Annotated in this window: 18 protein-coding genes; 6 read left to right on the forward strand and 12 right to left on the reverse strand. The window is 61.4% G+C overall.

Annotated features, from left to right (window positions below; translation table 11 throughout):
- A partial coding sequence (locus DYI42_RS17980; protein ID WP_213547737.1) for a polysaccharide biosynthesis/export family protein occupies nucleotides 1–1,080 on the forward strand: 1,080 nt, incomplete at its 5' end.
- Nucleotides 1,081–1,252: 172 nt separating this feature from the next.
- Here the strand turns inward: DYI42_RS17980 and fcl are convergent.
- On the reverse strand, nucleotides 1,253–2,188 hold the full coding sequence (fcl, locus tag DYI42_RS17985; RefSeq protein ID WP_274608836.1) for a GDP-L-fucose synthase: 936 nt from the start codon (nucleotides 2,186–2,188) through the stop codon (nucleotides 1,253–1,255).
- Nucleotides 2,189–2,257: 69 nt separating this feature from the next.
- Nucleotides 2,258–2,908, reverse strand: coding sequence for a hypothetical protein (locus DYI42_RS17990; protein ID WP_213547738.1), 651 nt, complete (start codon nucleotides 2,906–2,908; stop codon nucleotides 2,258–2,260).
- 380 nt (nucleotides 2,909–3,288) lie between these two features.
- On the opposite strand from DYI42_RS17990, the gene DYI42_RS17995 reads away from it, so the two are divergent.
- Nucleotides 3,289–4,737, forward strand: coding sequence for an oligosaccharide flippase family protein (locus tag DYI42_RS17995; RefSeq protein ID WP_213547739.1), 1,449 nt, complete (start codon nucleotides 3,289–3,291; stop codon nucleotides 4,735–4,737).
- 2 nt (nucleotides 4,738–4,739) lie between these two features.
- Here DYI42_RS17995 and DYI42_RS18000 read toward each other — a convergent pair whose 3' ends face one another.
- Nucleotides 4,740–5,261, reverse strand: coding sequence for a phage head spike fiber domain-containing protein (locus DYI42_RS18000; protein WP_213547740.1), 522 nt, complete (start codon nucleotides 5,259–5,261; stop codon nucleotides 4,740–4,742).
- A 3-nt stretch (nucleotides 5,262–5,264) separates the two neighbouring features.
- The gene (locus DYI42_RS18005) at nucleotides 5,265–5,531 is read right to left on the reverse strand and encodes a spike base protein, RCAP_Rcc01079 family (protein ID WP_213547741.1); all 267 of its coding nucleotides are present in this window, start codon (nucleotides 5,529–5,531) and stop codon (nucleotides 5,265–5,267) included.
- A 244-nt stretch (nucleotides 5,532–5,775) separates the two neighbouring features.
- On the opposite strand from DYI42_RS18005, the gene DYI42_RS18010 reads away from it, so the two are divergent.
- Nucleotides 5,776–6,879, forward strand: a complete 1,104-nt coding sequence (locus tag DYI42_RS18010) for a glycosyltransferase family 4 protein (protein WP_213547742.1) — start codon at nucleotides 5,776–5,778, stop codon at nucleotides 6,877–6,879.
- A 7-nt stretch (nucleotides 6,880–6,886) separates the two neighbouring features.
- Here the strand turns inward: DYI42_RS18010 and DYI42_RS18015 are convergent, their stop codons facing one another.
- From DYI42_RS18015 to DYI42_RS18040, 6 genes are all read right to left on the reverse strand, one after another.
- The gene (locus DYI42_RS18015; RefSeq protein ID WP_213547743.1) at nucleotides 6,887–8,008 is read right to left on the reverse strand and encodes a glycosyltransferase family 4 protein; all 1,122 of its coding nucleotides are present in this window, start codon (nucleotides 8,006–8,008) and stop codon (nucleotides 6,887–6,889) included.
- 13 nt (nucleotides 8,009–8,021) lie between these two features.
- Nucleotides 8,022–8,954, reverse strand: coding sequence for a sulfotransferase domain-containing protein (locus tag DYI42_RS18020; RefSeq protein WP_213547745.1), 933 nt, complete (start codon nucleotides 8,952–8,954; stop codon nucleotides 8,022–8,024).
- Nucleotides 8,951–10,264 (reverse strand): hypothetical protein, encoded by a 1,314-nt coding sequence (locus tag DYI42_RS18025; RefSeq protein ID WP_213547747.1) that lies wholly within the window; start codon nucleotides 10,262–10,264, stop codon nucleotides 8,951–8,953. The genes DYI42_RS18020 and DYI42_RS18025 overlap by 4 nt, the downstream gene beginning before the upstream one ends.
- Nucleotides 10,265–10,398: 134 nt before the next feature.
- A complete protein-coding gene (locus tag DYI42_RS18030; RefSeq protein ID WP_213547750.1) occupies nucleotides 10,399–10,968 on the reverse strand; it encodes a WcaF family extracellular polysaccharide biosynthesis acetyltransferase in 570 nt (189 codons plus the stop codon).
- Between the two features lie 10 nt (nucleotides 10,969–10,978).
- Entirely contained in the window at nucleotides 10,979–12,097 is a 1,119-nt protein-coding gene (gene gmd / locus DYI42_RS18035) for a GDP-mannose 4,6-dehydratase (RefSeq protein ID WP_213547752.1), read from the reverse strand.
- 14 nt (nucleotides 12,098–12,111) lie between these two features.
- Nucleotides 12,112–13,365: a WcaI family glycosyltransferase gene (locus DYI42_RS18040; RefSeq protein ID WP_213547754.1), complete on the reverse strand. Its 1,254-nt coding sequence runs from the start codon at nucleotides 13,363–13,365 to the stop codon at nucleotides 12,112–12,114.
- Nucleotides 13,366–14,572: 1,207 nt separating this feature from the next.
- Here DYI42_RS18040 and DYI42_RS18045 point away from each other — a divergent pair.
- From DYI42_RS18045 to DYI42_RS18055, 3 genes are all read left to right on the forward strand, one after another.
- Nucleotides 14,573–14,749 carry a hypothetical protein gene (locus DYI42_RS18045; RefSeq protein WP_213547756.1) on the forward strand — a complete coding sequence of 59 codons (177 nt, stop codon included), beginning with the start codon at nucleotides 14,573–14,575 and terminating at the stop codon, nucleotides 14,747–14,749.
- Nucleotides 14,749–17,631: a Hint domain-containing protein gene (locus DYI42_RS18050; protein WP_213547758.1), complete on the forward strand. Its 2,883-nt coding sequence runs from the start codon at nucleotides 14,749–14,751 to the stop codon at nucleotides 17,629–17,631. The genes DYI42_RS18045 and DYI42_RS18050 overlap by 1 nt, the downstream gene beginning before the upstream one ends.
- 488 nt (nucleotides 17,632–18,119) lie before the next feature.
- Nucleotides 18,120–21,356: a Hint domain-containing protein gene (locus tag DYI42_RS18055; protein WP_213547760.1), complete on the forward strand. Its 3,237-nt coding sequence runs from the start codon at nucleotides 18,120–18,122 to the stop codon at nucleotides 21,354–21,356.
- A gap of 19 nt (nucleotides 21,357–21,375) precedes the next feature.
- Here DYI42_RS18055 and DYI42_RS18060 read toward each other — a convergent pair whose 3' ends face one another.
- Both DYI42_RS18060 and DYI42_RS18065 read right to left on the reverse strand, forming a co-directional pair.
- Nucleotides 21,376–21,978 carry a nucleotidyltransferase family protein gene (locus DYI42_RS18060; RefSeq protein WP_213547761.1) on the reverse strand — a complete coding sequence of 201 codons (603 nt, stop codon included), beginning with the start codon at nucleotides 21,976–21,978 and terminating at the stop codon, nucleotides 21,376–21,378.
- A gap of 30 nt (nucleotides 21,979–22,008) precedes the next feature.
- On the reverse strand, nucleotides 22,009–23,422 hold a 1,414-nt coding region (locus DYI42_RS18065), incomplete at its 5' end, for a glycine cleavage T C-terminal barrel domain-containing protein (protein ID WP_274608837.1).

Below are 23,422 nucleotides of genomic sequence, written 5' to 3' on the forward strand. Positions count from 1 at the left end.
CGCCTGCCTCCCCCGGCCAGCCCCGGCCCCTATACCATTGGCGTGGGCGACGTGGTTCTGCTGGCCACGCCCCAGGTGGGCGACACGGTGGCAGAGCTGACCGGCCTTCTGGCTGCGCAGAACGCCCGGCAGGGCTATACCGTGCAGGACGACGGCTCGATCAACATTCCCAACGTGGGGCGCGTGCGCATTGCCGGGATGACGGTGGAAGAGGCCGAGGCCGAGCTGTTTCAGCGGCTGGTCGAGGCGCAGATTGACCCCACGTTTTCGCTCGAGATCTCAGAGTTCAACTCGCAGAAGGTCTCGATTGGCGGGGCGGTGTCCAACCCCGCCGTGGCGCCGATCCGGCTGACGCCGCTCTACCTCGACCAGGCGCTCGCTGCCGCCGGCGGCGTGACGGCGCGCGATCAGGACTATGCCTCGATCCGCATCTACCGCGACGGCACGCTCTACCAGATCCCGTTACGCGAGTTTTATGCGCGCTCGGGCCTCAAGCGCGTGCGGCTGGTGGACGGCGACAGCGTGTTTGTCGATACGGCCTACGAGCTGGACCAGGCCCAGGCCTATTTCGAACAGCAGATCACGCTGGCGGGCTTCCGTAGCCAGCAACGGCGCGATGCCCTTTCGGAGCTCTCGACCGAGATTTCGATTCGCCGTAGCGCGCTGGACGAGGCCCGGCAAAACTATCTGACCCGCACCGAGCTGGGCGCGGTTGACCGCGACTACGTCTACCTGACGGGCGAGGTGCGCCAGCAGGCCCGCTTCCCGCTGCCCTTCGAGCAGCAGGCGACGCTGGCCGATGCGCTCTTCGAGGGGGCAGGGGGCATCCCGCTGGAAACCGGCAACGTGCGCGAGATCTACGTGCTTCGTGCCTCGCCCGACCCGCGCGAGTTCGGCGCGGTTACCGCCTGGCACCTCGATGGCCGGAACGCCGCCAACTTCACCCTCGCCGCCCGCTTCCAATTGCGCCCCAACGACGTGATTTTCGTTGCCGAACAACCGGTCACCCGCTGGGGTCGCGTGGTTCGTCAGATTACCCCGTCGCTTATCAGCACGACCGTCGGCGCTGCCGCGAACTGAGATCGTCGCCCTGCGGCCACGGTTTTGAAAGGCGATGGTCCGGCTGAATAACCGGGGCGTTGCCGCCATCATGTGTGGTCTGACCGTTGCGTGATGGCTGCGAGTCACGAAGGTTGGGGAACCCGGAACAGCCTCGAAACAGTCATGCAGGCGAGCGCCTCGTCTTCCCCGGTCAGAATCCGTCCCGAAGCACGCCCTCGTAGGTCGACCGGATCCCGTCCTTCAGGCTGCGGACATTGTTCCAGCCAAGCGCATGAAGCCGCGAGCTGTCCATCAGCTTGCGCGGCGTGCCGTCCGGCTTGCTGCTATCGAAGACCAGCTTCGCCTCGTAGCCCACCACCTCCGCGATGGTCTCCGCCAGGTCCCGGATCGACACTTCGACGCCAGAGCCCACATTGATGTGCTCGTCGTCGTCGTAGTTCTTGAGCAGAAACACCAACGCATCGGCCAGGTCGTCACAATGCAGAAACTCCCTCAGCGGCCTCCCGGAGCCCCAGACGACTACCTCTGTATCGCCCCGCTGCTTCGCCTCGTGGAACTTTCGAAGCAGCGCCGGAAGCACGTGGCTCGATTGCAGATCATAGTTGTCGCCGGGACCGTAGAGGTTTGTCGGCATCGCCGAAATCCACTTTCTCCCATGCTGCTTCCGATGCGCCTGGACGAGCTTGATCCCGGCGATCTTGGCGATGGCATACCACTCGTTGGTCGGCTCCAACGGCCCGGTCAGAAGGCTGTCCTCCGAAATCGGTTGCGGTGCCAACTTCGGGTAGATGCAGGAGGAGCCGAGGAAGAGCAGGCGCGCCACGTCAAAGGCGTGGGCGGCGTCGATGATGTTCGCCTGGATCATCAGGTTGTCATGGAGAAAGTCGACGGGCCGGGTGTCGTTGGCATGGATGCCCCCGACCTTCGCGGCGGCCAGCACGATTGCATCCGGGCGAGACTCGGCCATCCACTCGTGGACGGCGCTTTGGTCGACGAGATCGACGACCTCGCGGCCAGCGCGGATGATCTCACAGCCTTCAGCTTGCAGACGCCGCGCGACGGCGCCGCCAACCATGCCACGGTGGCCCGCGACCCAGACGCGCTTATCCTTCAGATCGAAGGTCATGAAGTTCTCCTTATGGCCGGGCCGCACTGCTTGGGTCTGTCACACTTGGTGGCAGCGAGCGAGAGCACATCAGTCCATTACAAATCTGAAGTTTTGGATTGCCGTGTCCAGAGCCTCTATGTCCAAGGTTCCAGCCTCGGGCACGCGAAACTGCGCCTGACGCCCACAGGTGTTTTCGGGCTTCACGAAGCGCTCCACGAAGGCGTAATGTGGTCGTCCGCCATAGTCATCGAAGATGATCGGTGTACCGGGTGCGCCATTGCGTAGACAGGTCAGAAAACAACAGACTCGAAAGCGCCCATCGACGAGGATGAGGTTGGGCACGACGCCCTGTTGCCAGGGCCAGTCGGTATAGTCCGAAAACCTTTCGCAGCGGCTGTAGCCGATTGGCGTGCCCCATGCTTTCAAGGGGCCGAGGTCCGTATGGTGGAGATGCAGGCGGTCGCTGTTCCCTGCTTCTGTGCGAACATGATCGAGCCACTCGCCAGAGGTATCGACGCTGTAGATCTCGCTGTCCGTGTTGGCCATCATCCATTTGGTGGATGCGCCGCAGCCATACTCGAAATAGACGCGGCTGGTTGATGCCATCTGCTTGAACAGAGCATCATCACCTTCGAAGAGGGCGCCGACACGGCGGCGCGAGGCCGCGCGAAGATCGCGCGCCGCTTTCCAGAGAACGGGCGGCGTTATGTCCTTGTGAAGGGCTTTTGCTTCGGCCATCAGCTTTCCCCAATGGTTTTGCGCCCGGCGCACTCTCTGCATTCTTATGGCGAACAGATTCCGCTCGCCTCAACCTAGGCGATGGTTGCACATATCTTGCGGGGCTGGCCAGAGCCCTGAGCCGCCGCCGCCGATTTTCTGCCGCAACGCAGCATTCACTGGCGGGCATCCGCCGGACGTGGCATCAAATAGGAAACGGGATCCAACAGGGCAGTCGCATGACGCAGGCGATCAAGATCCGGGAAAATGCAGGCAGCGGTCCATCGTGAGGGGGGCGCTGAGTTTTGCCCGCGAGGCAGGCGCCAAGGTGCGGCATGAGCGGTGACGGCGCGCCGCAGGCGGGCCCGCCAGAAAGCAGCGGCCGTGCGACGGCGAGGGGGATGGCTTGGACGGCGGTCTCGCTCACCTTTGCCAAGTCGCTGTCGCTCGTCAGCCAGATCGCACTTGGCTACCTGCTTTCGGTCGAAACCTACGCTGTCTTCGCGCTGGTATCCACGGCGCTGATGTTCGTTTCAGGGTTTCAGAACCCCGGGGTCAACAAGGCGCTGGTGCAGGAGCATGAGCAATTTGACGAGATCGTGGGGCCCTATACCAGTTTTGCCCTGATTCTCGCCATTGGCGGCTATGGGCTGTTGCTGGCCATCGGAGCGGGCTTCGAAGGGCTCTATGGTGTGGACCAGCTGTTCTGGATCGTTGCAACTCATGGGCTGACGGTGCCGATGATGGCCGTGTCTTTGCTGCACGTGAGCCTTCTGAGCATCCAGCTTCGCTTCCGGGCGATCAGCTTCGTCGATATCGCGAAATCTCTCACCTACTACCCGGCGTTGATCTGCCTCGCGGCCCTGGGGGCGGATGGCTACACGATGGCGGTGGCTTTCTGTATTGCCTGCCTTGTCGAGCTGGCGCTGTTGCGGCGAGCCGCACCGGGCATACCGTTGAGCCTGCGCATTTCGGCGCGACAATTTGTCAGGATCGCGGGGCGGCTTCGCTGGGTCATCGCCTCTGCGCTGCTCTTCACCATCGCCCAACGCGGCGACTATTTTGCGCTCGGGCTTCTGCTCGATCCGCGCGAGCTGGGGTATTACTACTTCGGGTTTTCCCTTGTCGCCAACGTGACGGTCATGCTGGCGGTCGGAATAAACCGGACGCTGCTCCCAGTGTTCTCCAAGATCAGGAATGACCGTGCAGAGCTGCGTCGGCAGATTTACCAGTCGGCCGGAGCGATCGCCATTTTGTGCGGGGTTATCTGCATCGGGCTCGTAGGTTTCTCGCCGGTGCTGGTGCATGCGATCTGGGGCGGTAAGTGGGATGGCTGCATTGTCGTCGTGCTGGCGTTTGCAACCAGCCTGCCGCTTCGGCTGATGGCAAACATCGGTGGCACGATGATGGAATCTGACGGCGCCTGGGCCCGCCGGCTTGTTTATCTCGTGCTGGATGTGCTGCTTCTGCTGTCGTCCGCAGCACTCGGGGCTTGGCTTGCCGGGCTTGTGGGCGCGGCAGTGGCTGTGGGCGTGCAGCGGGCGGTCTCCGGGCTTGTCACGTTCGAGGCCGCAATCCGTTTGATCGGAGGGGGGCAGCGGCGGCTGATAACATTCGGGCTGCGGTGCTTCGGGCCGTTCTTGCTGGTTCTCGTGGGACTGTTCTGGCTGGCGCCAGACCGGCACCTTGCCTCACAGAGCGCTTTGGCGGCCGCGGCAGAAACCGCGGCGGCGCTGCTGGTTTACGTTCTGCTGAATGCGCTCTTCAACCGCGACCTTCTGAAAAAGCTTGTGCAGCTCGTGCCACGCGGACGGCCGACCCGAGGGGGCAGGGGGGCCGGAGGCTCCTGAAATCAACTGAGCCGGAGTCGCCGCACGCGGATCGCATCGCCGCCGCTCACGCTCCGCAGCCCATCGCCGTTCGCGAGTTGAACCTGGACAAACGCCCCCGAGCCGCTGCCCGAGCCGGAGGGGTATTCGCACTCCACCCGCCAATACCCGCCTGAGAGCGCCGAAACAGTCCAGCTTCCCGCCCCGCCCACAGCGCCAAGCGCGCCTGTGACGAGGTTCACATAGGCCGTGTAATCCGCCGACGACTGGTTGCGGATATGGAAATACACCCAACCGGTATTTTCATCCGCCACCTCGATCATGGCCTTGAGCGTGACGTTGTCGGCAAGGTCTCCGTGGTAGAAGCGAAAGAAGGCCGCCGCGCCGGTGCTTGCGGCTGCGGCGATGTTGGTTGAATCGGAGAACACCCCGTTCAGATGCGTCCAGTTCGGCCCTCCGAGGTCTGTCGTCTCGAAGAGCACCTGCGCGCTTCGGGACACATACTGCACCCCAAGGTCGGTAAACCCTTTGCCCAGCCCAATCATTCTTCAGCCCAACATCAGGGCGTGAATGCCCGAAGCGTCTGTTCCGGTTGCCCGGACCCGGCGCACGCCGACCGGCAGCAGGCTGAAATCTCCCAGCGTCACGCTGCGCGTTTCTCCCGCTTGGGACACAAAGCTGACGGCCCCGCCGGATTCAACAAAAAGTGCGACGGCAACCGCCGGCAGGTCGGTGCCGTCATTCGGGGTAACGGGCAGCATATCCCGCGCCGGACCGTTGAGGTCTGCCTGGCGGTTCTTGAAAGGGTCGAACATATGTCGTCTCCGTGGCTGGTTGGATCGTCGTGTACGCCATCGGGGCGTAAGGGAAAGCTCTAGCGCATGGGTCCTAAACCTGTGTTGGAGCACCGTTCGCTCCTGCGGTAGCGGAGGGGTCGGGGCTTGCTTGCAAGTTCACCTCAGAGATGTAGAACCATGGTTCTGAAGGCGTTTGACGCGAGCTGCCCCAGGCTTGCTCGGGGCCGATGCGATGCTCCACGAGGGGGCGACGGGGAGCGCGATGCCTGACGTTTCAGAAACCAGCAGTGCCCATATCGTCTTCTGCGGCGCCCTGCCGCCGCCAGTCCATGGCATGGCCGTCGTAAACGCCGCGGTCTTCGAAAAGCTTCGGGCGCATGTGGCCGTCAAGGTTGATTTTCACAGACCGGTCTTCGGGCAAAAAGCTCCGGCTCTCTTGAACAAGGCGGCCTCGGTTCTGCTGGGTATGCCGGGCATCTTGTTGGGCCGCCTGCCGGAAAGACGGGTTTTTTACAGCTCCGTCGATGATGGCTTGGGCGGGCTCTTCAACATCATGCTGGTTCTCGCGGCGCGCTTGCGGAAATGTCATGTCACGCTGCACCACCACTCTTACCGGTATATCGACCAGCCAACCTGGATCATGAAGACCCTTGTGAGGGTGGCAGGGCCAAAGGCGCGCCATGTCTTCCTGTGCAGCTGCATGGTGACCGCCTTTCGGGAGAAGTACCCGCATCCTTTCGACGCGATGGTTTGCACCAATCCGGTGCCAGCCGGGCCGGAGCCACTGGCCGCGCCGACGCCGAAAGATGAACCCCCCCGGGCCCTGACCCTAGGTTTCATGTCGAACATCACGTTCGAGAAGGGGATCGGTCTGTTCCTGGAGCTGGTCGACGCGTGCCTCGAACGGGGGCTGGACGTGGAGGCAATCGTGGCAGGGCCTGCAATGTCCGAGGAGGTATCGGCTGCCATCGACGTGGCCTGCAAGAGGACCGGTGGGCGGCTGCGCGCGATTGGGCCGGTCTATGGTGCCGACAAAGCCAGGTTTTTCGACCAGATCGATTGTTTCGTGTTCCCGACGCGCTACAAGTCGGAGACCTATCCCATTGTGCTCATCGAAGCGCTGCTCGCCGGGCGACCTGTCATTTCCTACGATCGTGGCTGCATCGCGTCATTCACAGAGTTCGACGGCGCCCATGTCATCCCCAGTGGTGCGCGCTTTGTCGATGAGGCGCTGCCCATCGTAGCGGACTATGCGCAAAACCCGGTGCACTTGGGAGCGACCAAGCAGCGTGCCCGCACTCAGGGCTTGGCTGTGCGGCGCCGGAGCGACGACGAGATCAAGGCCCTTTGCGAGGCCCTGGCCTGAGGCGCAGTCACTTCATCAGGGCAGCAACCGCGGCGGCAAAGGCGCTAACATCTCCGGCGGGCGCCATCTTCGAGGCTCCGTCGGCCAACTCCCGCCAAAGCGGTTCGTCCGTGTCGAGCAAAGCCATGAAGCGGGCGAGGCCGCGCGGATTGTCAGGCTCGAAGACAAAGCCGTTCTGCCAGTTGCGCACGAGGCTTTCCCGGGCGCCGCAAGCATCTGACACCAACACCGGCAGCCCGAGCGCCTGCGCTTCGATGACCACATTGCCGAACTGCTCTTCGGTGCTGGGGAGAATCAACGCCTGCGCCCGGCTCAGGCGGCGGGAGATTTCGGCCGTCTGGCGGAACCCCAGAAACTCCAAATCAGAAAGCCCCAGCGCGTCCGCCTGCTGCTTCAGTTCGGCCTCAAGCGGCCCGTCTCCGAGGATGTCGAGCCCGCGACGGCCACCCGCCGTGCGGTAGGCGGCATAGGCGTCCAGCACCATCGGCAGGTTCTTCTTTTCCACCAGCCGGGCAACCACGATCCAGCGGCGGTCGTCATAGGGGATATCGGCCTCATGCACCGAGGTGACACCGGCCTGCGCGCGCATTCGCTCGACCGATAGCGTGTTGTAGGGCGCGGCCAGTCGCGCCTCCCGGAAACCGAGGAACCGATAGTAATCAATCGACCGTGTCTGTGAGCCGATTGCACCGTGATAGGGCAGGTAAAACAGCGTCTTGAGCGCCTCCCGAAAGGCGCGGCGCGGCACGTCGTCGAATTTCGAGCACCCCATGGTGTAAACCCGCGCCCCGGTCAGCCGCAGCCAGAAGGCAAAGAGCAGGACCTCGGGCAACTCGTAATGGCACAAGAACCACGTCGCCCGCCCGATCCGCGCACGGGCGCGCATCAGCCCCCGGAGCCGCCGGAAAGCGCTGCGCCTTTCTTCCGCCTGAAACAACGTGTGCGTCTGGAAACTCTCCCGCCCTTCGCCCTCCCAGGAGTAGGTCTCGGACTTTTCGTAGAACTGAACGCCATGCACCGCATGATCAGGAAAGGCCCGCGCAACGGCATCGACCCGATCCGCATGCATCGGTCCGAAATTCTCCCAGACGAAGGCGATCCGCTGCGATGGTTCGGGCTTGTTGGACAATGGGGCGCGTTCCTTAATTACTCGGCCTAATCGAAGGCGCATCCTTCGGGGCGTGCAGCCAGTGGGAAAGGTCGCGCACGATCATGGTTTCGAGCGCCGCGATATCATCTTTGTATATGTCCACCAGGCGCCGGTGGAGCTCTGGAGAGGGCGCTGGCTTGCGGGTGCCGATCAGCGAGAGGAAAATCCTGTCGAAACCCGTAATCGCCGCGACCAAAGACCATTCCACCGCGTTCATTCTTTTGCGCCAAACGCGTGTCTTATCGTGGTTGTAGCCATGCAGGAAGCGGTTGCGCAGACCTAAAAACTTCAGTCTGGGGATCGAGTAAGCCACCTTTTGCGGTCGGGAGTGAAGCGTTGACGGAGAAAAGCTGTCATCCGCGCCCAAAAAGGAATAGCACTGCCGAATCTGCGCGCCCGGTTCTCTCGCGATGTCTTCGTGCAGCAGGATCTTCAGCCGCCCGTCGGCCATGAAACTCTCGTACGTCTTCAGGTGCTTCGCATATAGACCGAACTCAACCAGTTCACGCGCACGAGGATAGCGGCTTGCCAGCGGGCCCCCATCCAGGATTTCAGGAAGGCCCTCCTCCAGCGGAACAGCCGGCAGCGTGCCATACTTGATCTGGTGGAAGTAGGCCGCGATGATCCGATCAATCGGATTTCGGAGAACGGCGATGAGCCTGATCTCCGGGAGGTCGGCCGTAATTCGAGGAGGCACCTCCGGCTTCCCAATATAGTTCGGTCGCTTGAAGCCCAGTATTTTCTCTGTGCGCCCGGCGAATAGTTTACTCCATGGCGGTTCAGCGGCCTCCTCATAATCAGGAGACTCGAAATACGGAATCTCCCCGTGCGGCAAGTAAATCTCCGGGTGATCTCCCAGGCAGTTCTGAACGAAAGTCGACGCCGATTTCTGCGCACCAATCACGATGAAGTGGGGTTTGGTCATGGGAGCTGAGTTCTCTTTCCGTTTCCCCGACCGAACCCGGCTTTCAGTATCAGGCCAAGAAAAGGTGCAATGTAGGATAGAATGGCCGCAAGGAGAAAGAATCGAAGAACACTTCGAATAGGGTAAGAGAATTGCAAATAGACGCCCAACATCAGGATTGCCAGTGAGAATATTGTAGAAATCCTGGGCTTTCCCCTTGCGGAGCGTAGCATGACTGCATAGCAGCCACAGGTTACTAGATAATAGAAAACTAGAAAAAAATCGCCAAATAAATACGCCTCTCCTGTTGCGCCCATAGGTACATATGATCGAAACCCAACCTTGTAGTGTCTTGCATTTTGAGCGAACCCATCAATAAAGCTAGGCAGGGGAGAAAAAGAAAGGGTCTCGTATATTTCAGGAAACTCATACCCGGTGTAGTAAAAAACTTCACCCTGAACGAAAACACCTTCGAAGAAGCTCCCGAACAACTCATTTGGGCTGAGCTGTGACATGCTTTTGAGCGTGCTCAGGTAGGTTGGCAAAGTCACTAGGCCATGGACATCCCCGCCGCGCCCTATCAGTGAGTGGGCCAGGTTCAACGGAAAAAGTAGCAAACACAGGATTCCAAAGGCCCTTAGAGACCTTCGTGATTGAAAAATGGCCATTAGCCCGCATACTCCGACTAGAACAGCTGAATACCTTGAATGGCCGGCAAGTTGAATTGATAGCAGCACAAAGCACGAAACCCCTAGAATGAGGGCAGTTACGGCCATTCTCTTCGCCACAGCAAATGGTAGGAGAGCCCAGCTGAAGATCGAGACTGGCCCGATCATCTGGATAATGAAAGCAGCGAATCCGCCTGAGACGCCATGGTCAAGCGGCGTACCGATTGCGAGGTATCTATTATTCATCCAGATGATACCGAAGTCAGCGACTATAAAATACAGTGCGGTCAACAAAACCAGGCAAACGGTCGCCAGCCGGACTGCTTTCTCGGGCACTTGTTGAGCAATTCGTGGAATAAGTTCTCCTACATCACTTAATATTTTGCCACGACGTGCGGATCTGGTGGAGACTAATAAATAGGTGCTTGTATACAGGGTCAAGATCACCAGGAAGTACTGAAAGTTGCTACTGCCATGAACTGCTGCGCCCCTATTTGACCAATTTCTATAGAAAGGCGTAGAAAACAATCCTACCCATGCCATGTAAGAAAGCAGCGTGCAGGCCGCGACGTAGGCAACCGGTGCCAGTAGTATATTTCCCCGCAAGATGTTATACGAAGAGTAGAGTAGAATAACCGTCGTGGGGACCAGAAAAGCTTCCATGGCAGTCTGTGGTTAATATCTACTGTTTGAGATTGAAGTAAGGCCGTGCATTAGCCTTATTCGATGAACGCAGGTATCATTAGTCGTAGCAAGAATGATCGGCGCCCGAATGCGGATTCTCGCAGCCTTGCAAGTTATTGGTTGGGCCATGTGCAGCCTCTCGCACCAATCGCGCGTGCCGGTTGCCCGACGTGGACCTGATGCGCGTCAAGCGAGCGCATGGCCACGGAACGTGCAGCCAGAACAGCCCCCTCTCCCACGGTGACACCCGGCCCTACGAATGCTCCCGCCGCAATCCAGCACTGGTCTTCAAACAGGACAGGGTGGCAGTCGTAGGCGAAGTCGCGGCGCGTCATGTCATGGGAGCCGGTGCAGATGTATGCGTCTTGCGAGATGCAGACATCGGAGCCGATCTTGATGGTTTCGAGGCTATAGAGCTCGGCCCGGTCGCCGATCCAGCAATGGTCGCCGATTGTCACCTTCCAGGGGTAGGTGACACGCGCTGAGGGTCTGATCTTGACGCCTTTTCCAACACGTGCCCCGAATGCGCGCCACCAGAAAGCGCGCCAGCCATAGAGCGGCTGCGGTGACAGGCGGATGAGCGTGGCCTGAACGATCCACCAGAGCTGCACAACCAGCGCGGAGCGCCCTCGGAAGCCAGGTGGCACTTGGAACTCGGAGAGGCTCTGACACTTTTGCTCCATGACCTAAGCCCTAACCTTCCAGGCTCACCGGCACTTCTAACCCGTGCTCTTTCAGCAGCGCAGTGCGGCGGGCCGCTTTCAGGTCGTGTTCGACCATCTCCGCGCACATCTCCTGCGCGGTGATCTCCGGTTCCCAGCCCAGCCTTTCCTTTGCCTTCTCGGGGGCGCCCAGCAGGGTTTCCACCTCCGCCGGGCGGAAGTAGCGCGGGTCGATGCGCATCACCACGTCGCCGGGTTTCACCGCCGGGGCCATGTTGTTGTCGACCTTCGCCACGCGCGCCGTCTCTTCGGCGCCTTCACCCGAAAACTCCAGCTCCATCGACAGCTCTGCAGCCGTCCACTTGATGAACTCGCGCACCGAGTACTGCCTGCCGGTGGCGATCACGAAATCTTCCGCTGCCTCCTGTTGCAGCATCATCCACTGCATCCGCACGTAGTCCTTCGCATGGCCCCAGTCGCGCAGGGCGTCGATGTTGCCCATGTAGAGGCAGGGCTCCAGCCCCATGGCGATGTTGGCCAGGCCGCGGGTTATCTTGCGGGTCACGAAGGTTTCGCCCCGCCGCGGGCTCTCGTGGTTGAAGAGAATGCCGTTGCAGGCGTACATCCCGTAGCTTTCGCGGTAGTTCACCGTGATCCAGTAGGCATAGAGCTTGGCGACGGCATAGGGCGAGCGGGGGTAGAAGGGCGTGGTTTCGCGCTGCGGCGTTTCCTGCACCAGCCCGTAGAGCTCGGATGTAGAGGCCTGGTAGAAGCGGGTCTTCTGTTCCAGCCCCAGGAAGCGGATCGCCTCGAGCAGGCGCAGTGTGCCCATGGCGTCCACATCGGCAGTATATTCGGGTGCCTCGAAGCTTACCGCCACGTGGCTTTGAGCCCCGAGGTTGTAGACCTCGTCGGGTTGGATATCGGCCAGCAGTCGGGTGAGGTTGGAGGTGTCTGTCAGGTCACCATAGTGCAGCTTCAGCCGCTGGTGCTCGACATGGGGGTCTTGGTAGATGTGATCGACCCGCTGGGTGTTGAACAGCGAGGCCCGGCGCTTGATGCCGTGCACCTCGTAGCCCTTATCGAGCAGAAACTCGGCCAGATAGGAGCCGTCCTGGCCCGTGATCCCCGTGATGAGGGCTTTCTTCATGCTTCAGGCCTCCGTCACTCAGCACTCACAGGGGCCGCCTGTCGACCGGTCAGCTCTTCAAATTCGATATGCAGGTTTCGGAGGATGGCGTCCATGTCCCAGCGCTCCAGTGCGCGGCGACGTGCCGTTTTGCCAAGCTCGGCGCGGCGGGTGGGGTCGTCGAGGAGCGCTTCCAACGCTGCTGCAGCGGCCTTCCCGTCACCCGGGGGCGTGAGCACACCCGCACCCTCGATCTCGTCACCAAGCGCCGTGCCATGGTGCGCCGTTGCCAGCACCGGACGGCCGGAGGCGAGCATGTTCGTCAGCTTGGACGGCAGCATCAAGTCGGCAGCCCCGGCGATCTGGGGGAGCAGATGAACGTCGGCGACTCCCAAAAGCTCGCTGAGTTTCTCGAGTGGCTGGAGCGGCAAGAAATGTATGCTCTTCAGCCCCTCGGCCATGGCCGTCAGATTCTCCCGCATCGGGCCATCACCGCAGATCAACAGCGTGACATCATCACGATGTGCAAGATATCGCGCCATCTCGGGTAGCACTTCCAGGCCTTGCTTGTTTGCGAGGTTGCCCGAATAGAGCGCGACGTAGGGGGTTGCGATCCCCAGTTCAGCTTTCATTGGCGAGACACCCTCGATCGGTGTGACCTTCTCCAAGTTGGCCCAGTTCCGGAGTTCGTAGATGCGCTCCTCGGGGACCTGCTTGTGCCGCAGTTTGTCGAGCATCGGCCGCGAGATGGAGCTCACCTTGTCAAACCGCCTTAGCACCCAGCGCTCGAAAGCCTTCGCAGCGCGCCCGGTGCGGCTCTCTTCCTTGATGAGGCCGGTGGCGAAGGCCGCCTCGACCTCAAAGTCCTGGATGTGAAGCCATGCCTTGGCCCCGCCGATCCGAGCGGCCAGCCAACCCACGGGGGCCGCGAGAAGTGAAGGACCAACTACGAAAACAACGTTTGGCCTCCAGATCAGGGCCCGCCAAAGCGTCACTGGCGCGGCAGTCAGCGCGAAGCTGGCGTGGTGAAGGATGCGCTTAGCCCCGGTGGGCTTGCGCGGCACGTAGAGCGGGCAGTGCACCACATCCGCGCCGGAGGCAGCTTTCCGCCGTTTCCAGAACGGGCCACGCCATCCTTCGAGTATCCGCCACTGTGGGTAGTAAGGCTTTGCTGTCACGACCTTTGTCTGGACACCATGGTTTGCCAAGTAGTCGCACAAGCCGGAGGAATAGACTGCGGTGGAGATGATCTCGGGATCGTAATTGATGCCAAGGAAAAGCAGTTTCATCTCATCACCTTGCACTTCTCGACCTTCACCACTTGAAGGAGCCGCACACATTGAGATGCACTTTACGTGCACCTTCCGCGACTTCCTGGAGAAGAAGTTTGCCCCGTCGCGCTGCATTGCAGCAAACACTGTTCTTGCCCGAGTGACAAGTCTGGGTTGTGGGTGGGTAGATCGTGAGCGATCCGGGGTTGAACCGTGCCGGCATGGGTGTCGCGGCTTCTCTGACGATAAGCGCGCAGTTTGGCCTTTTCTTTCTGCTCACGCTGCCCTTGTCGGAGCGACCTCTTGGTGGCAGGTGCATACTCATCCCTTTGAACAGGATTCAAAGGGCCTGGCAGAAGAGATTCGAGAGTTCCGGTCCCTCTACTGACGAGAGATTTTGCTTTTTGAAAACGTGGGTGTGCGCTTGCGAGCCGGGTGATTGGGAGCGAGAAACCCGTAACTCGCCAGTGGGTTGCAGGGCTGAGCGTAGATCGCGCCAACGGCGAAGTCGGAATCGATTCGAGGAAATTTTGCGGGGCTGAGCCATCAATCGCGCGTACGGTCGGGCATTGATGCAAAATCACGAACATTACCCAGCGTCACAGTCTTGCCGTAATCTGCGCCAACGGCGCGCACCCGAAAAAGTCATCGGGTCGGTTAACCGTTGCAAAAAGTAAAACAATACGGGGTCAAGTCCGGGGTTTGTTTGCCGCGCTGCAGCGGGCGGATGGTCGCCGACCCTACCAATAAAGCTCTGAAATAAAATAAAGTTTTCGGCCATTTTGGATCAATCCCCGGCCAAGTTCTCGCGTTGGTCACACGGTGAGCTGCGGCACCGAAACATGGTTAAAACGAGGCAAGCTTGGCGCGGAGCGGCATGGTTCTGCCCCAATCGCGCCACTTTTCACTTCCGGCCCGGCGGGGGTGGAAGCTATACGGGGGGTGCCCAACTGGGGGGCGAAGTTTGCTGGCTGCGGGGGCGGCCGCTCGACGACGCAGAGATCATTCTGCGGGATCGGTGCGTGTCGCTGTCCCTGAGATGACAGCCGAACACGATAGGTGCGGAGACCGCAGGCCATGCCAGGCTGAACGTTTCCTTCAGCCAGGCCGGAGCGCTCACTCGCGTTTCGGTCACCGTTCCCCTGTTGGCTTGTGAGTGCACGTCGTGCGGAACCGCTATTGGCCGGGAACGCCGCTCGATCGGGTGAAGGTAAGGAACGTTTGAATGACGATGGACATGGCAGTGCGAGCAAAGCTCAACCCAGAGGTGGCGCAGATTGAAGGTGCCCTACTGCTTCCGACCCAGAGTGTTCAACTCGGTCTCGCTGGAGAGGCCGAACTCGAGATGAAACGCGCGGAGTCGCTGCTGGCCGCATCCGCGAGACTGCAGGGGAAGATGTGATGACCAAGGTAACTTTGGACTTTGAAGGCGAAAGTGCGGGCACCGTCGTTGATGACGAGTATTCGGCGCAGGGCGTAACGATCTCTTCCGTCGTCGACGGCAAGGTGAACTACTACAAGAGCCCGGCGATGATTTTCGACACGTCCAATCCCACGGGCGGTGACTGGGATCTGGCGACCTCGAACCTGGGCAATGTGCTCATCATTTCGGAAGATGGCGACTCGAACGACCCTGATGACGAAGTTTGCGGTGGCAAGCTCGTGTTCGACTTCGACGAGGAAGTGACCTTTCATTCGCTGACCCTTCTCGACGTGGAAGAGGGCGCCAAGGTCAAGTTCTACGACGCTGATGGCAACTACATGGGCTCGCAATATGTGACGACCCATGACAACGGCCAGTGCAACCTCGATTTCGGCAACATCGAGGGCGTGGGGAAGGTGGAGGTCGTTCTCTACGGCTCCGGCGCTATCGACAACGTGTCTTACACGCTCCCGGCCCCCGAAGGCGACGGAATCGTGGAAGGTACCGGCGGCGACGACCTGATTGACGTGGCCTACACGGGCGATCCCGAAGGCGACATGATCGACAACAACGACGCGCTGATCGGCAACGTCGGCTCCAACGACGATATCGTCTTGGCCGGGGACGGGGATGACACCGTTCTGGCCGGCGAGGGCGACGACGAGGTGTATGGCAACGGCGGGGCCGATCACATCGAAGGTGGCGCCGGGAACGACGTGCTCATCGGTGACGATGGCGGCTCATACGGCAATGGGCCCGGCGAAGGGAGCTCGACCCAGGAAGTCTTCAAGTGGTCGGAACTGGATGACAAGTACGGCAACTCGCTCCAGGACGGCGAGAAGATCACCAGCCAGACCCAGGACACCGGCGAGAACTCGGTGACGCTGACGCTGGACACCTCCTACGACAACCGTTTCTCGACCGATCAGCAGAAGGTGCACTCGATCGACACCGGCGAGCTGCCCGGCGCCAACCCCAACTCTTCGCTCGAGAGCGAGCTGGACCACGAGGGTGATAGCCAGACCTACACGCTGGACTTCGAGAAGGACGCCGAGAACGTTTCGTTCCGGGTGAATGATATCGACTACGACAGCACGGTGATCATTACCGCCTACGATTCCGACGGCAACGAAGTGCCGGTGAACATGACCGCAGGCAGCGGCGTTTCACTTTACGACAACGATGGAGTGGCCGGCTACGAAACCGCCGTGTCGAACGGCGGCGGCGACTCTGACACTTCGCCAACCTATTCCGCGCTGGTCTCGATCGAGGGCCCGGTGGCGACGATCGTCATCACACATGTTCAGGACGGGCACACGAACAGCGGCGTCAACGTTACCGATATCTATTTCGATACGATCGTGCCTGGTGAGGGAACCGGCGCCGAGGGCGCCGATGTGATCTACGGTGACGCTGGTGACGACTATATCGAAGGCAACGGCGGAGACGACGAGCTTTACGGTGGCGACGGGTCCGACGAAGTCCATGGTGGCGACGGCGACGACTTCATCGACACCTCGGGCAATGTCGGTGAGTACATCCCCGGCATTTCCGGCAGCCCCGACCAAGGTTATCCGGGTATCTTCCCGGCCGACGCAGACCCGAACGACGACAAGGACATTGTTTACGGCGGCGCTGGCAATGACACCATCATCACCGGCGATGATGACGACTACATCGAAGGCGGAGCCGGCAATGACAACATCGAGGCAGGTTTCGACGATGACACCGTGCTCGGTGGCGACGGCGACGACATCATCGTCGGCGGCGAGGGCAACGATTACCTGGACGGTGGCGACGGCGATGACATCATCTACGGTGGCCTTAACCCGGTCTTCCCCGATGCGCTGAACATCCCCGACGACGAGGGTGACCTGCGGCCTGACAACGGTGATGACGTGATCCATGGCGGTGCCGGCGACGACACCATCTACGGCCAGGACGATGATGACCTGATCTACGGCGACGAGGGCGACGATTACATCGACGCAGGCGTCGATGATGACGAGGTGTACGGTGGGGTTGGCAACGACACCATCATCGGCGGCGAGGGCGAAGATACGCTTTCCGGCGGCGATGACCGTGACACCTTCCTTGGCGGCAACGCGGGCGACCATGTTGACGGCGGCGCAGGTGGCGACGACTTCGACACGCTCGACTTGACCGGCTCTGATGTGGACTACATCGAGTACACCTCGCCGGACAAAGAGGACGGCATCGTTCACTTCAACGATGGCGGCACGATGACCTTCGAGGAAATCGAAAACGTCATCCCCTGCTTCACCCCCGGCACGCTGATCGCGACGCCACGTGGTGAGGTTGCCGTCGAAGAACTGAAGGTCGGCGACAAGGTCATCACCCGCGACAACGGCATCCAGCAGATCCGCTGGCTGGGCCGGACCGATGTGAGCACGGTGGAACTCATGAAACGTCCCGCTTTGCGCCCGGTGCGCATTGCCCAGGGTGCGCTTGGCAATGGCCTGCCCGAACGTGACATGCTGGTGAGCCCGCAACACCGGGTGCTGGTGGCTTCAGAGCGTGCGGCCCTCTACTTCGAGGAGCGCGAGGTGCTGGTTGCCGCAAAGCACCTCGTCAATGGCGCGGGGATTGCCGAAGCCGCTGACGTGTCGTCCGTCACCTACATCCACTTCATGTTCGAGCAGCACGAAGTGGTTCTGTCGGACGGTGCCTGGACCGAAAGCTTCCAGCCGGGGGACTACACCCTGGAAGGGCTCGACGGAGAGCAGCGCGAAGAGTTGCTCGCAATCTTCCCCGAGCTGAAGGAGAAAGCCGGCCGCGATGGATACACATCGGCCCGCAAGTCCTTGAAAAAGCATGAGGCTCTTCTGCTCGTTCAGTAAGAAAGCCTGCGCCCGGCGAGGCCTGACACCCGCCGTGCGCACTGCCTTCGATACGCCGCCGAGAAGGTTGCGGAGGGCACCCAGACGATCCGCGCCCCGGCTGCCATGGGGCGGGCCTGCAAGGGCCCATGGTTGGCAGCCGATCCGGGCGATCCCCGAGGGGACATATGCAGCTTGTCCGCGTGGTGTGAGCCACGCGGACATCTGCGTTTTGGGGTGATCCGCCGAACGTAGACCTGAGCGTTCCGGCGGCGACAAGGCCGCTCGATTGTTACGCTTTCTGGTTGAAAACCTTGGCGAAATCCTCGCCTCCGCCACAATGCTGCCGCGAAAAGACCGGCGCATCTTCAGCATTTCTCAAAGTTTTGCCGTTTTGCTCCGTCATATCCCGCAATCGGGGGCAGGCATTGCTGCGTGCTCAGAATGGGATCGGCCCGAAAAAGCACGAGAGAGATGCAGGGCCGCAAAACCGAGTAGGACGATTAGAAATGGCGATCGGGTATCGTGTAGATCTCGGCAACGGCACGCTGGAGAGCGGGGATGCCATCCTTGACGGGATGGAAACCTTCGTTGTGACCGAAACGCTGGGGACCGGAAGCTGGACATGGTCCGGCACCTACACGGGCAACGGCTTCAACTACAACAATGTCACGGATTCGGGCACCTATTTCCTTGGGTCCGACGGCAACGTCTATTTCATCCCCGACAACTGGTTTGTGGACCCGGTCACCACTGCCTCGGCCACCTCGGCCCCCGCATACACCGAGCCGTCCGGCCCCGTCGATGGGACGGCAGGCGATGATGTGATCGACGGCCATTATGAAGATTCCGACGGTGACACGACGGATACGACGGGCAACACCATCAACGCGGGCGCTGGCAACGACACCGTGCAAGCCTCTGAAAGCGCCGATATTATTGACGGCGGCGCTGGCGCCGACACGATCTATGCCGGCGGCGGCAGCGATACGATCAGCGGCGGCGACGGGGCTGATACGATCCATGCCGACAACCCTGATACGGTCACCGCCAGCGACGAGGTGCTGGATTGGACCGACCAGGGTGGGAATGCCACCGATATCTCCGGCGGATTCACCCAGAACACCGGCACGATGAACGTGTCTGTCCAGGTGATCGACGACGGGCTGATGACCTCGGCGCAGGTTTCCACTTCCACCCAGTGGACCGACAGCGGCGAAAGCTTTGATCCGAACTCTGGTATCATCATCCGCGGCTCGGGCAATGGTGGCGGAAGCACCCCACAGGGCACGGCGACCACCATCATCGACTTTGCTGCCGTTCCCGGCTCGGGCATGACAGACGAGGTGCAGGACGTTCAGTTCCGCATCAGTGACATCGACGATTCAAGCTGGGATGACCGGATCACTGTCGTTGCTTATGACGCCGAGGGCAACGAGGTGCCTGTCACCTTCCAACTCGATGGCGACGATGTGATGTGGGACGAAGACACCATCGATGGTGTCGGCAGCGGCCCGGCCTCGGCGCAATCCAACTCGGCCCTTATCACCATTGACGGGCCGGTTGCGCAGGTTGTCATCATCTACGAGAACGCGGGCAACGGCGGCCAGCTCATCCTCTACACCGACGTGCACTTCACCACGATCCCGGATGTCGATCAGGGCGATGACGTGGTGGACGGCGGCGGGGGCGACGACGTGATCTTCGGCTATGGCGGTGATGACACGCTCGATGGCGGCACGGATGACGACACCATCGACGGCGGGGATGGTGCTGACGAGATCAGCGGAGGCACCGGCGATGATGTGATGACCGGCGGGGCAGGGGACGACAGTTTCATCCTCGAGAACGACTTCGGAAATGACACCATCACCGGCGGCGAAACCGGTGAGTTTGTGGGCGACACGATTGACGCCACCGCCCTCACCGATGACCTCACCGTCACCTTCTCCGACCCCGAGAGCGGCACGATCAGTGACGGCACCGATACCGCCAGTTTTGCCGAGATCGAAACCGTCACGCTCGGTGCGGGCAATGACAACGTCACCGGCTCAAGTGGTGGCGACTACATCGAAACCGGGGCAGGGGCCGACACCGTCGACATGGGCGCGGGCGACGATACCGTGGCCCTGGGCGCTGCCGATGGCGCGGTGGATACCGTGGTGATGGGCGATGGCCACGGAGCCGATACCGTCTTCGACTTCGAGGCGCCAACGGCCAACGGCGACGGCACCTTTGCCGGTGCCGACCAGATCGACGTCAGCGGCATGACCGACGCGGGCGGTGACCCGGTGTCCGTCCATGATGTCACCGTGACCGATGATGGCTTCGGCTCCGCAGTCCTGACCTTCCCCAACGGTGAGAGCCTAACCCTCGTGGGCGTCAGCGCCACCGATGCCTCCGATCCGATGTGGCTCATCGCGGCGGGCATTCCGGGCGATGGCATTGTATCTGGCACCTCGGGCGACGACGTGATCGATGCGTCCTACGCCGATGATCCCCATGGCGACATGGTCGACGCGGGCGATGCGATTCTGCCCGGCGAAGCCGCCGATGATGATATCATCGAAGCGGGCGCGGGGGATGACACCATCTATGGCGGCGCAGGAGCCGACGAGATCGACGCCGGCGCGGGTGACGATACGGTTGTGCTCGAAGACGGCTTCGGCGCCGATGAAATTGTCGGCGGCGAGGCGGGTGAAACGACTGGCGACACGCTCGACGCCACCGCGCTTACCGGCGATGCCACCGTCACCTTCACCGGTGACGAGGCTGGCACGATCAGCGATGGCACCGACACCGCCACCTTCTCCGAGATCGAGGTGATCGAGACCGGCGCGGGCGACGATGTGATCGACGGCAGCGCCGACACCTCTGGCTTCACCGCCGATGGCGGTGCCGGCAACGACGTGCTGATCGGAGGCGACGGGGTCGATACGCTCTTTGGCGGCGACGACGAAGATACACTTACCGGCGGGATCGGCGACCACGTGCAGGGCGGCGAGGGCGGCTCGGACTTCGACACGCTCGATCTCACCGGTTCCGGCCCCGCCCGGGTGATCTACGACGAGGGCGATCCCGAAAGCGGCACGGTCGAATTCCTCGATGGTTCCGGCAACATCACCGGCACCATGACCTTCTCCGAGATCGAGACGGTCAACTTCATCCCGTGCTTCACGCCGGGCACCATGATCGCAACGCCCGAGGGGCCGCGCGCGGTTGAAACGCTGGGCCCCGGAGACCGGGTGTTGACCCGCGACCATGGGGTTAAGCGGCTGCAATGGGTGGGGCAGCGGCTGTTGAACCACCATCATCTTGCGGCCAACCCCCGGCTGATGCCAGTGCGTATCAAGGCCGGGGCGCTTGGCTATGATCTGCCGGAACGGGACATCATGGTAAGCCCGCAGCACAAGATGCTGATCACGGATGCGCGGGCAGAGATGCTCTTTGGCGAGCACGAGGTGCTGGTATCCGCAGTCCACCTAGTCGGGCTGCCGGGGATCGAGCAGGTCTCGGTTGAGGAGGTCGTCTACATCCACATCATGTTCGATGCCCATGAGATCGTGATGGCCGAAGGGGCATGGACCGAGAGCTATCAACCCGGCGCTCATGTGCTGGGCGAGATGGAGGATGCGCAGCGCGATGAGATCTTCGAGATCTTCCCGGAGCTGCGGGAGGACGCCAACGCGATCGTCACAGCGCGTATGTCCCTGAAAAAGCGAGAAGTTGCGGCCCTGTTCCACTGAAGGCGAGCGGATTGCTCACTCACCTGGGCGTCTTCGTCGCCGCTCTCCAGGCGTCCCAGGCTTCCGGTGTGTCGAGGTCGAGCCGGGCGCGCTGGCCGGGGAGAAGGGTGAGGTGTACGCGGCCTTTGGCTGAGGCGACCACGGATTTTGCGCCATCATCGCCCTGAAGATGTTCAATTTTCTCGTAGAGCTGCGAGGCGAAGATGACCGGATGGCCCGGTTTTCCGTCTGCGGTGGCGCCGCGCCAGATGAGCGCTTCGGGATGGGCCTCATAGCTTGCTATCACGGCACGTAGATCGTCCTCGGTGAGTTCGGGGAGGTCGGCGAGGAGCAGCATGAAGGCGGGCGCATCGGGCAGGGCGGCAAGGCCTTCACGGAGCGAGGCGTTCATGCCCTCTGCGGCATCCCGGATGGTGAGCGGGCGGGCGGCGGTATCTTCGATGGCGGCAAAGCGTGCAGGCCTGTCACCCGGCAAGGCGACCAACACGAAGTCACTGACTCTGCACGCCATTTCGGCCAGGCGGGTCAGCAGAGGCTTGCCGTGGATCGGCTCCAGAAGCTTGTCGCGCGGCGCCATCCGGGTTGCGCTTCCGGCGGCGAGGATGAGGATGGGCAGTGCCATGGCGCTTGTTACCCCCGGCGGGGAAATGGCTCAAGCGCGCAGGGCTGTGCCGTCAGGATCGAAGAGCGGGGTTGTGGTGAGCTTTGCAGGGCGCATCTGGGAGAGGATCTCGATCTGCGCCTCCTGACCCGCCTGTGCGAACGCGCGGGGGATGAGGGCCATGGCGACACTCTGCTGCGCGTGGTGGGAGTAACCGCCAGAGGTGCAGAAGCCGACAACCTCGCCGTTGATCCAGACAGGCTCGTAGCCGTGAACGTCTGCGTCGTCGGCATCGACGAGGAAGGTGACGAGCTGGCGTTCGGGTGGGTTGGCACGCTCTGAGGCTGCATGAGCTTTGCCAATGAAGTCACTGGTCTTATTGAATGAAATGAAACGGTCGAGGCCGGTTTCGGCGGGGGTGTAATCGGGGGAGAATTCCCGCAGCCAGGAGCCGAAGAAGCGATCGAGACGCAGGCTCATCATGGCGCGCATGCCGAAGGGGGTGATGTTGTGGGTTTGCCCGGCGTGCCACAATACGTGCCAGAGGTGGCGCTGGTCCATGTGATCACAGTATATTTCGTAGCCGAGATCGCCGGTAAAACTGACCCGCTGGACAGTGCAGGCGACCTGGCCGACCACCATTTGCGCCACCCCGAGGAAGGGAAGTGCGGCCACGTCGGCGTCGGTGCAGGCTTGGAGAACCTCTCGCGATTTGGGCCCGGCGAGCTGGAAGCCGGTGAGGCGGTCTGAGACGTTCTCGATGGTAACGCCCTCTTCAGCATGTTGCTCGAACCAGCGCTGGTGCATGGACTGTGCGCCGTAACTCGCTGTTAAGCCGAAACTTTCTGGCCCCAAGCAGGAAATGGTGAAGTCTCCGATGATGCGCCCCTTGGGGGAGAGCATGGGGCTTAGGGCGAGTTTGCCTTCCTTCGGGATGCGGCCTGCCATGACGCGATCAAGCCAGTGGCGCGCTTTCGGGCCGGTGACGCGGAATTTGCCGAAGTTCTGGATTTCGTTGATGCCGACACTCTCGCGAACGGCGCGAACCTCGCGGCCGGTGGCCTCAAAGGCGTTGGAGCGGGTAAAGCTGGGCGTCTCGTAACCGGGCTCATCTCCCTGCGCGAAGTAGTTGGGCACCTCCAGCCCGAACTGGTGGCCCCAGACTGCGCCCAAATCGTTAAAAATGTCATACATCGCGGTCGTCCGGTGCGGACGGGCGGCGGGCCGCTCTTCGTTCGGGTAGCTGACCGAGAAGCGTTTCTGATAGAATTCAATGACTTTGGGGACGGTATAGCCCGGGGTGACCCAATTGCCGTAGCGGGCGACGTCGAGGCCGGTCACGTCTCGCTCGGGTTCTCCTTCGATCATCCATTGCGCAAGGGTCAGGCCGACGCCGCCGCCCTGGGAGAAGCCCGCCATGACGGCGCAGGCGGACCAGTAGTTGCGAAAGCCGGGGACGGGGCCG

Origin of the sequence: Vannielia litorea (assembly GCF_018424695.1) — a bacterium.
Taxonomy (GTDB): Bacteria; Pseudomonadota; Alphaproteobacteria; order Rhodobacterales; family Rhodobacteraceae; genus Vannielia; species Vannielia litorea_A.

Bases quoted from the DNA above. Each gene is read 5' to 3' on its own strand.
- DYI42_RS18005 (WP_213547741.1), bottom strand. From the start codon at position 5,531: ATGTTCGACCCTTTCAAGAACCGCCAGGCAGACCTCAACGGTCCGGCG.
- DYI42_RS18055 (WP_213547760.1), top strand. From the start codon at position 18,120: ATGGCGATCGGGTATCGTGTAGATCTCGGCAACGGCACGCTGGAGAGC.
- DYI42_RS18050 (WP_213547758.1), top strand. From the start codon at position 14,749: ATGACCAAGGTAACTTTGGACTTTGAAGGCGAAAGTGCGGGCACCGTC.
- gmd (WP_213547752.1), bottom strand. From the start codon at position 12,097: ATGAAGAAAGCCCTCATCACGGGGATCACGGGCCAGGACGGCTCCTAT.
- DYI42_RS18040 (WP_213547754.1), bottom strand. From the start codon at position 13,365: ATGAAACTGCTTTTCCTTGGCATCAATTACGATCCCGAGATCATCTCC.
- DYI42_RS18030 (WP_213547750.1), bottom strand. From the start codon at position 10,968: ATGGAGCAAAAGTGTCAGAGCCTCTCCGAGTTCCAAGTGCCACCTGGC.
- DYI42_RS18020 (WP_213547745.1), bottom strand. From the start codon at position 8,954: ATGACCAAACCCCACTTCATCGTGATTGGTGCGCAGAAATCGGCGTCG.
- DYI42_RS18060 (WP_213547761.1), bottom strand. From the start codon at position 21,978: ATGGCACTGCCCATCCTCATCCTCGCCGCCGGAAGCGCAACCCGGATG.
- DYI42_RS18010 (WP_213547742.1), top strand. From the start codon at position 5,776: ATGCCTGACGTTTCAGAAACCAGCAGTGCCCATATCGTCTTCTGCGGC.
- DYI42_RS18025 (WP_213547747.1), bottom strand. From the start codon at position 10,264: ATGGAAGCTTTTCTGGTCCCCACGACGGTTATTCTACTCTACTCTTCG.
- DYI42_RS18000 (WP_213547740.1), bottom strand. From the start codon at position 5,261: ATGATTGGGCTGGGCAAAGGGTTTACCGACCTTGGGGTGCAGTATGTG.
- DYI42_RS17995 (WP_213547739.1), top strand. From the start codon at position 3,289: ATGGCTTGGACGGCGGTCTCGCTCACCTTTGCCAAGTCGCTGTCGCTC.
- DYI42_RS18045 (WP_213547756.1), top strand. From the start codon at position 14,573: ATGACGATGGACATGGCAGTGCGAGCAAAGCTCAACCCAGAGGTGGCG.
- DYI42_RS17990 (WP_213547738.1), bottom strand. From the start codon at position 2,908: ATGGCCGAAGCAAAAGCCCTTCACAAGGACATAACGCCGCCCGTTCTC.
- fcl (WP_274608836.1), bottom strand. From the start codon at position 2,188: ATGACCTTCGATCTGAAGGATAAGCGCGTCTGGGTCGCGGGCCACCGT.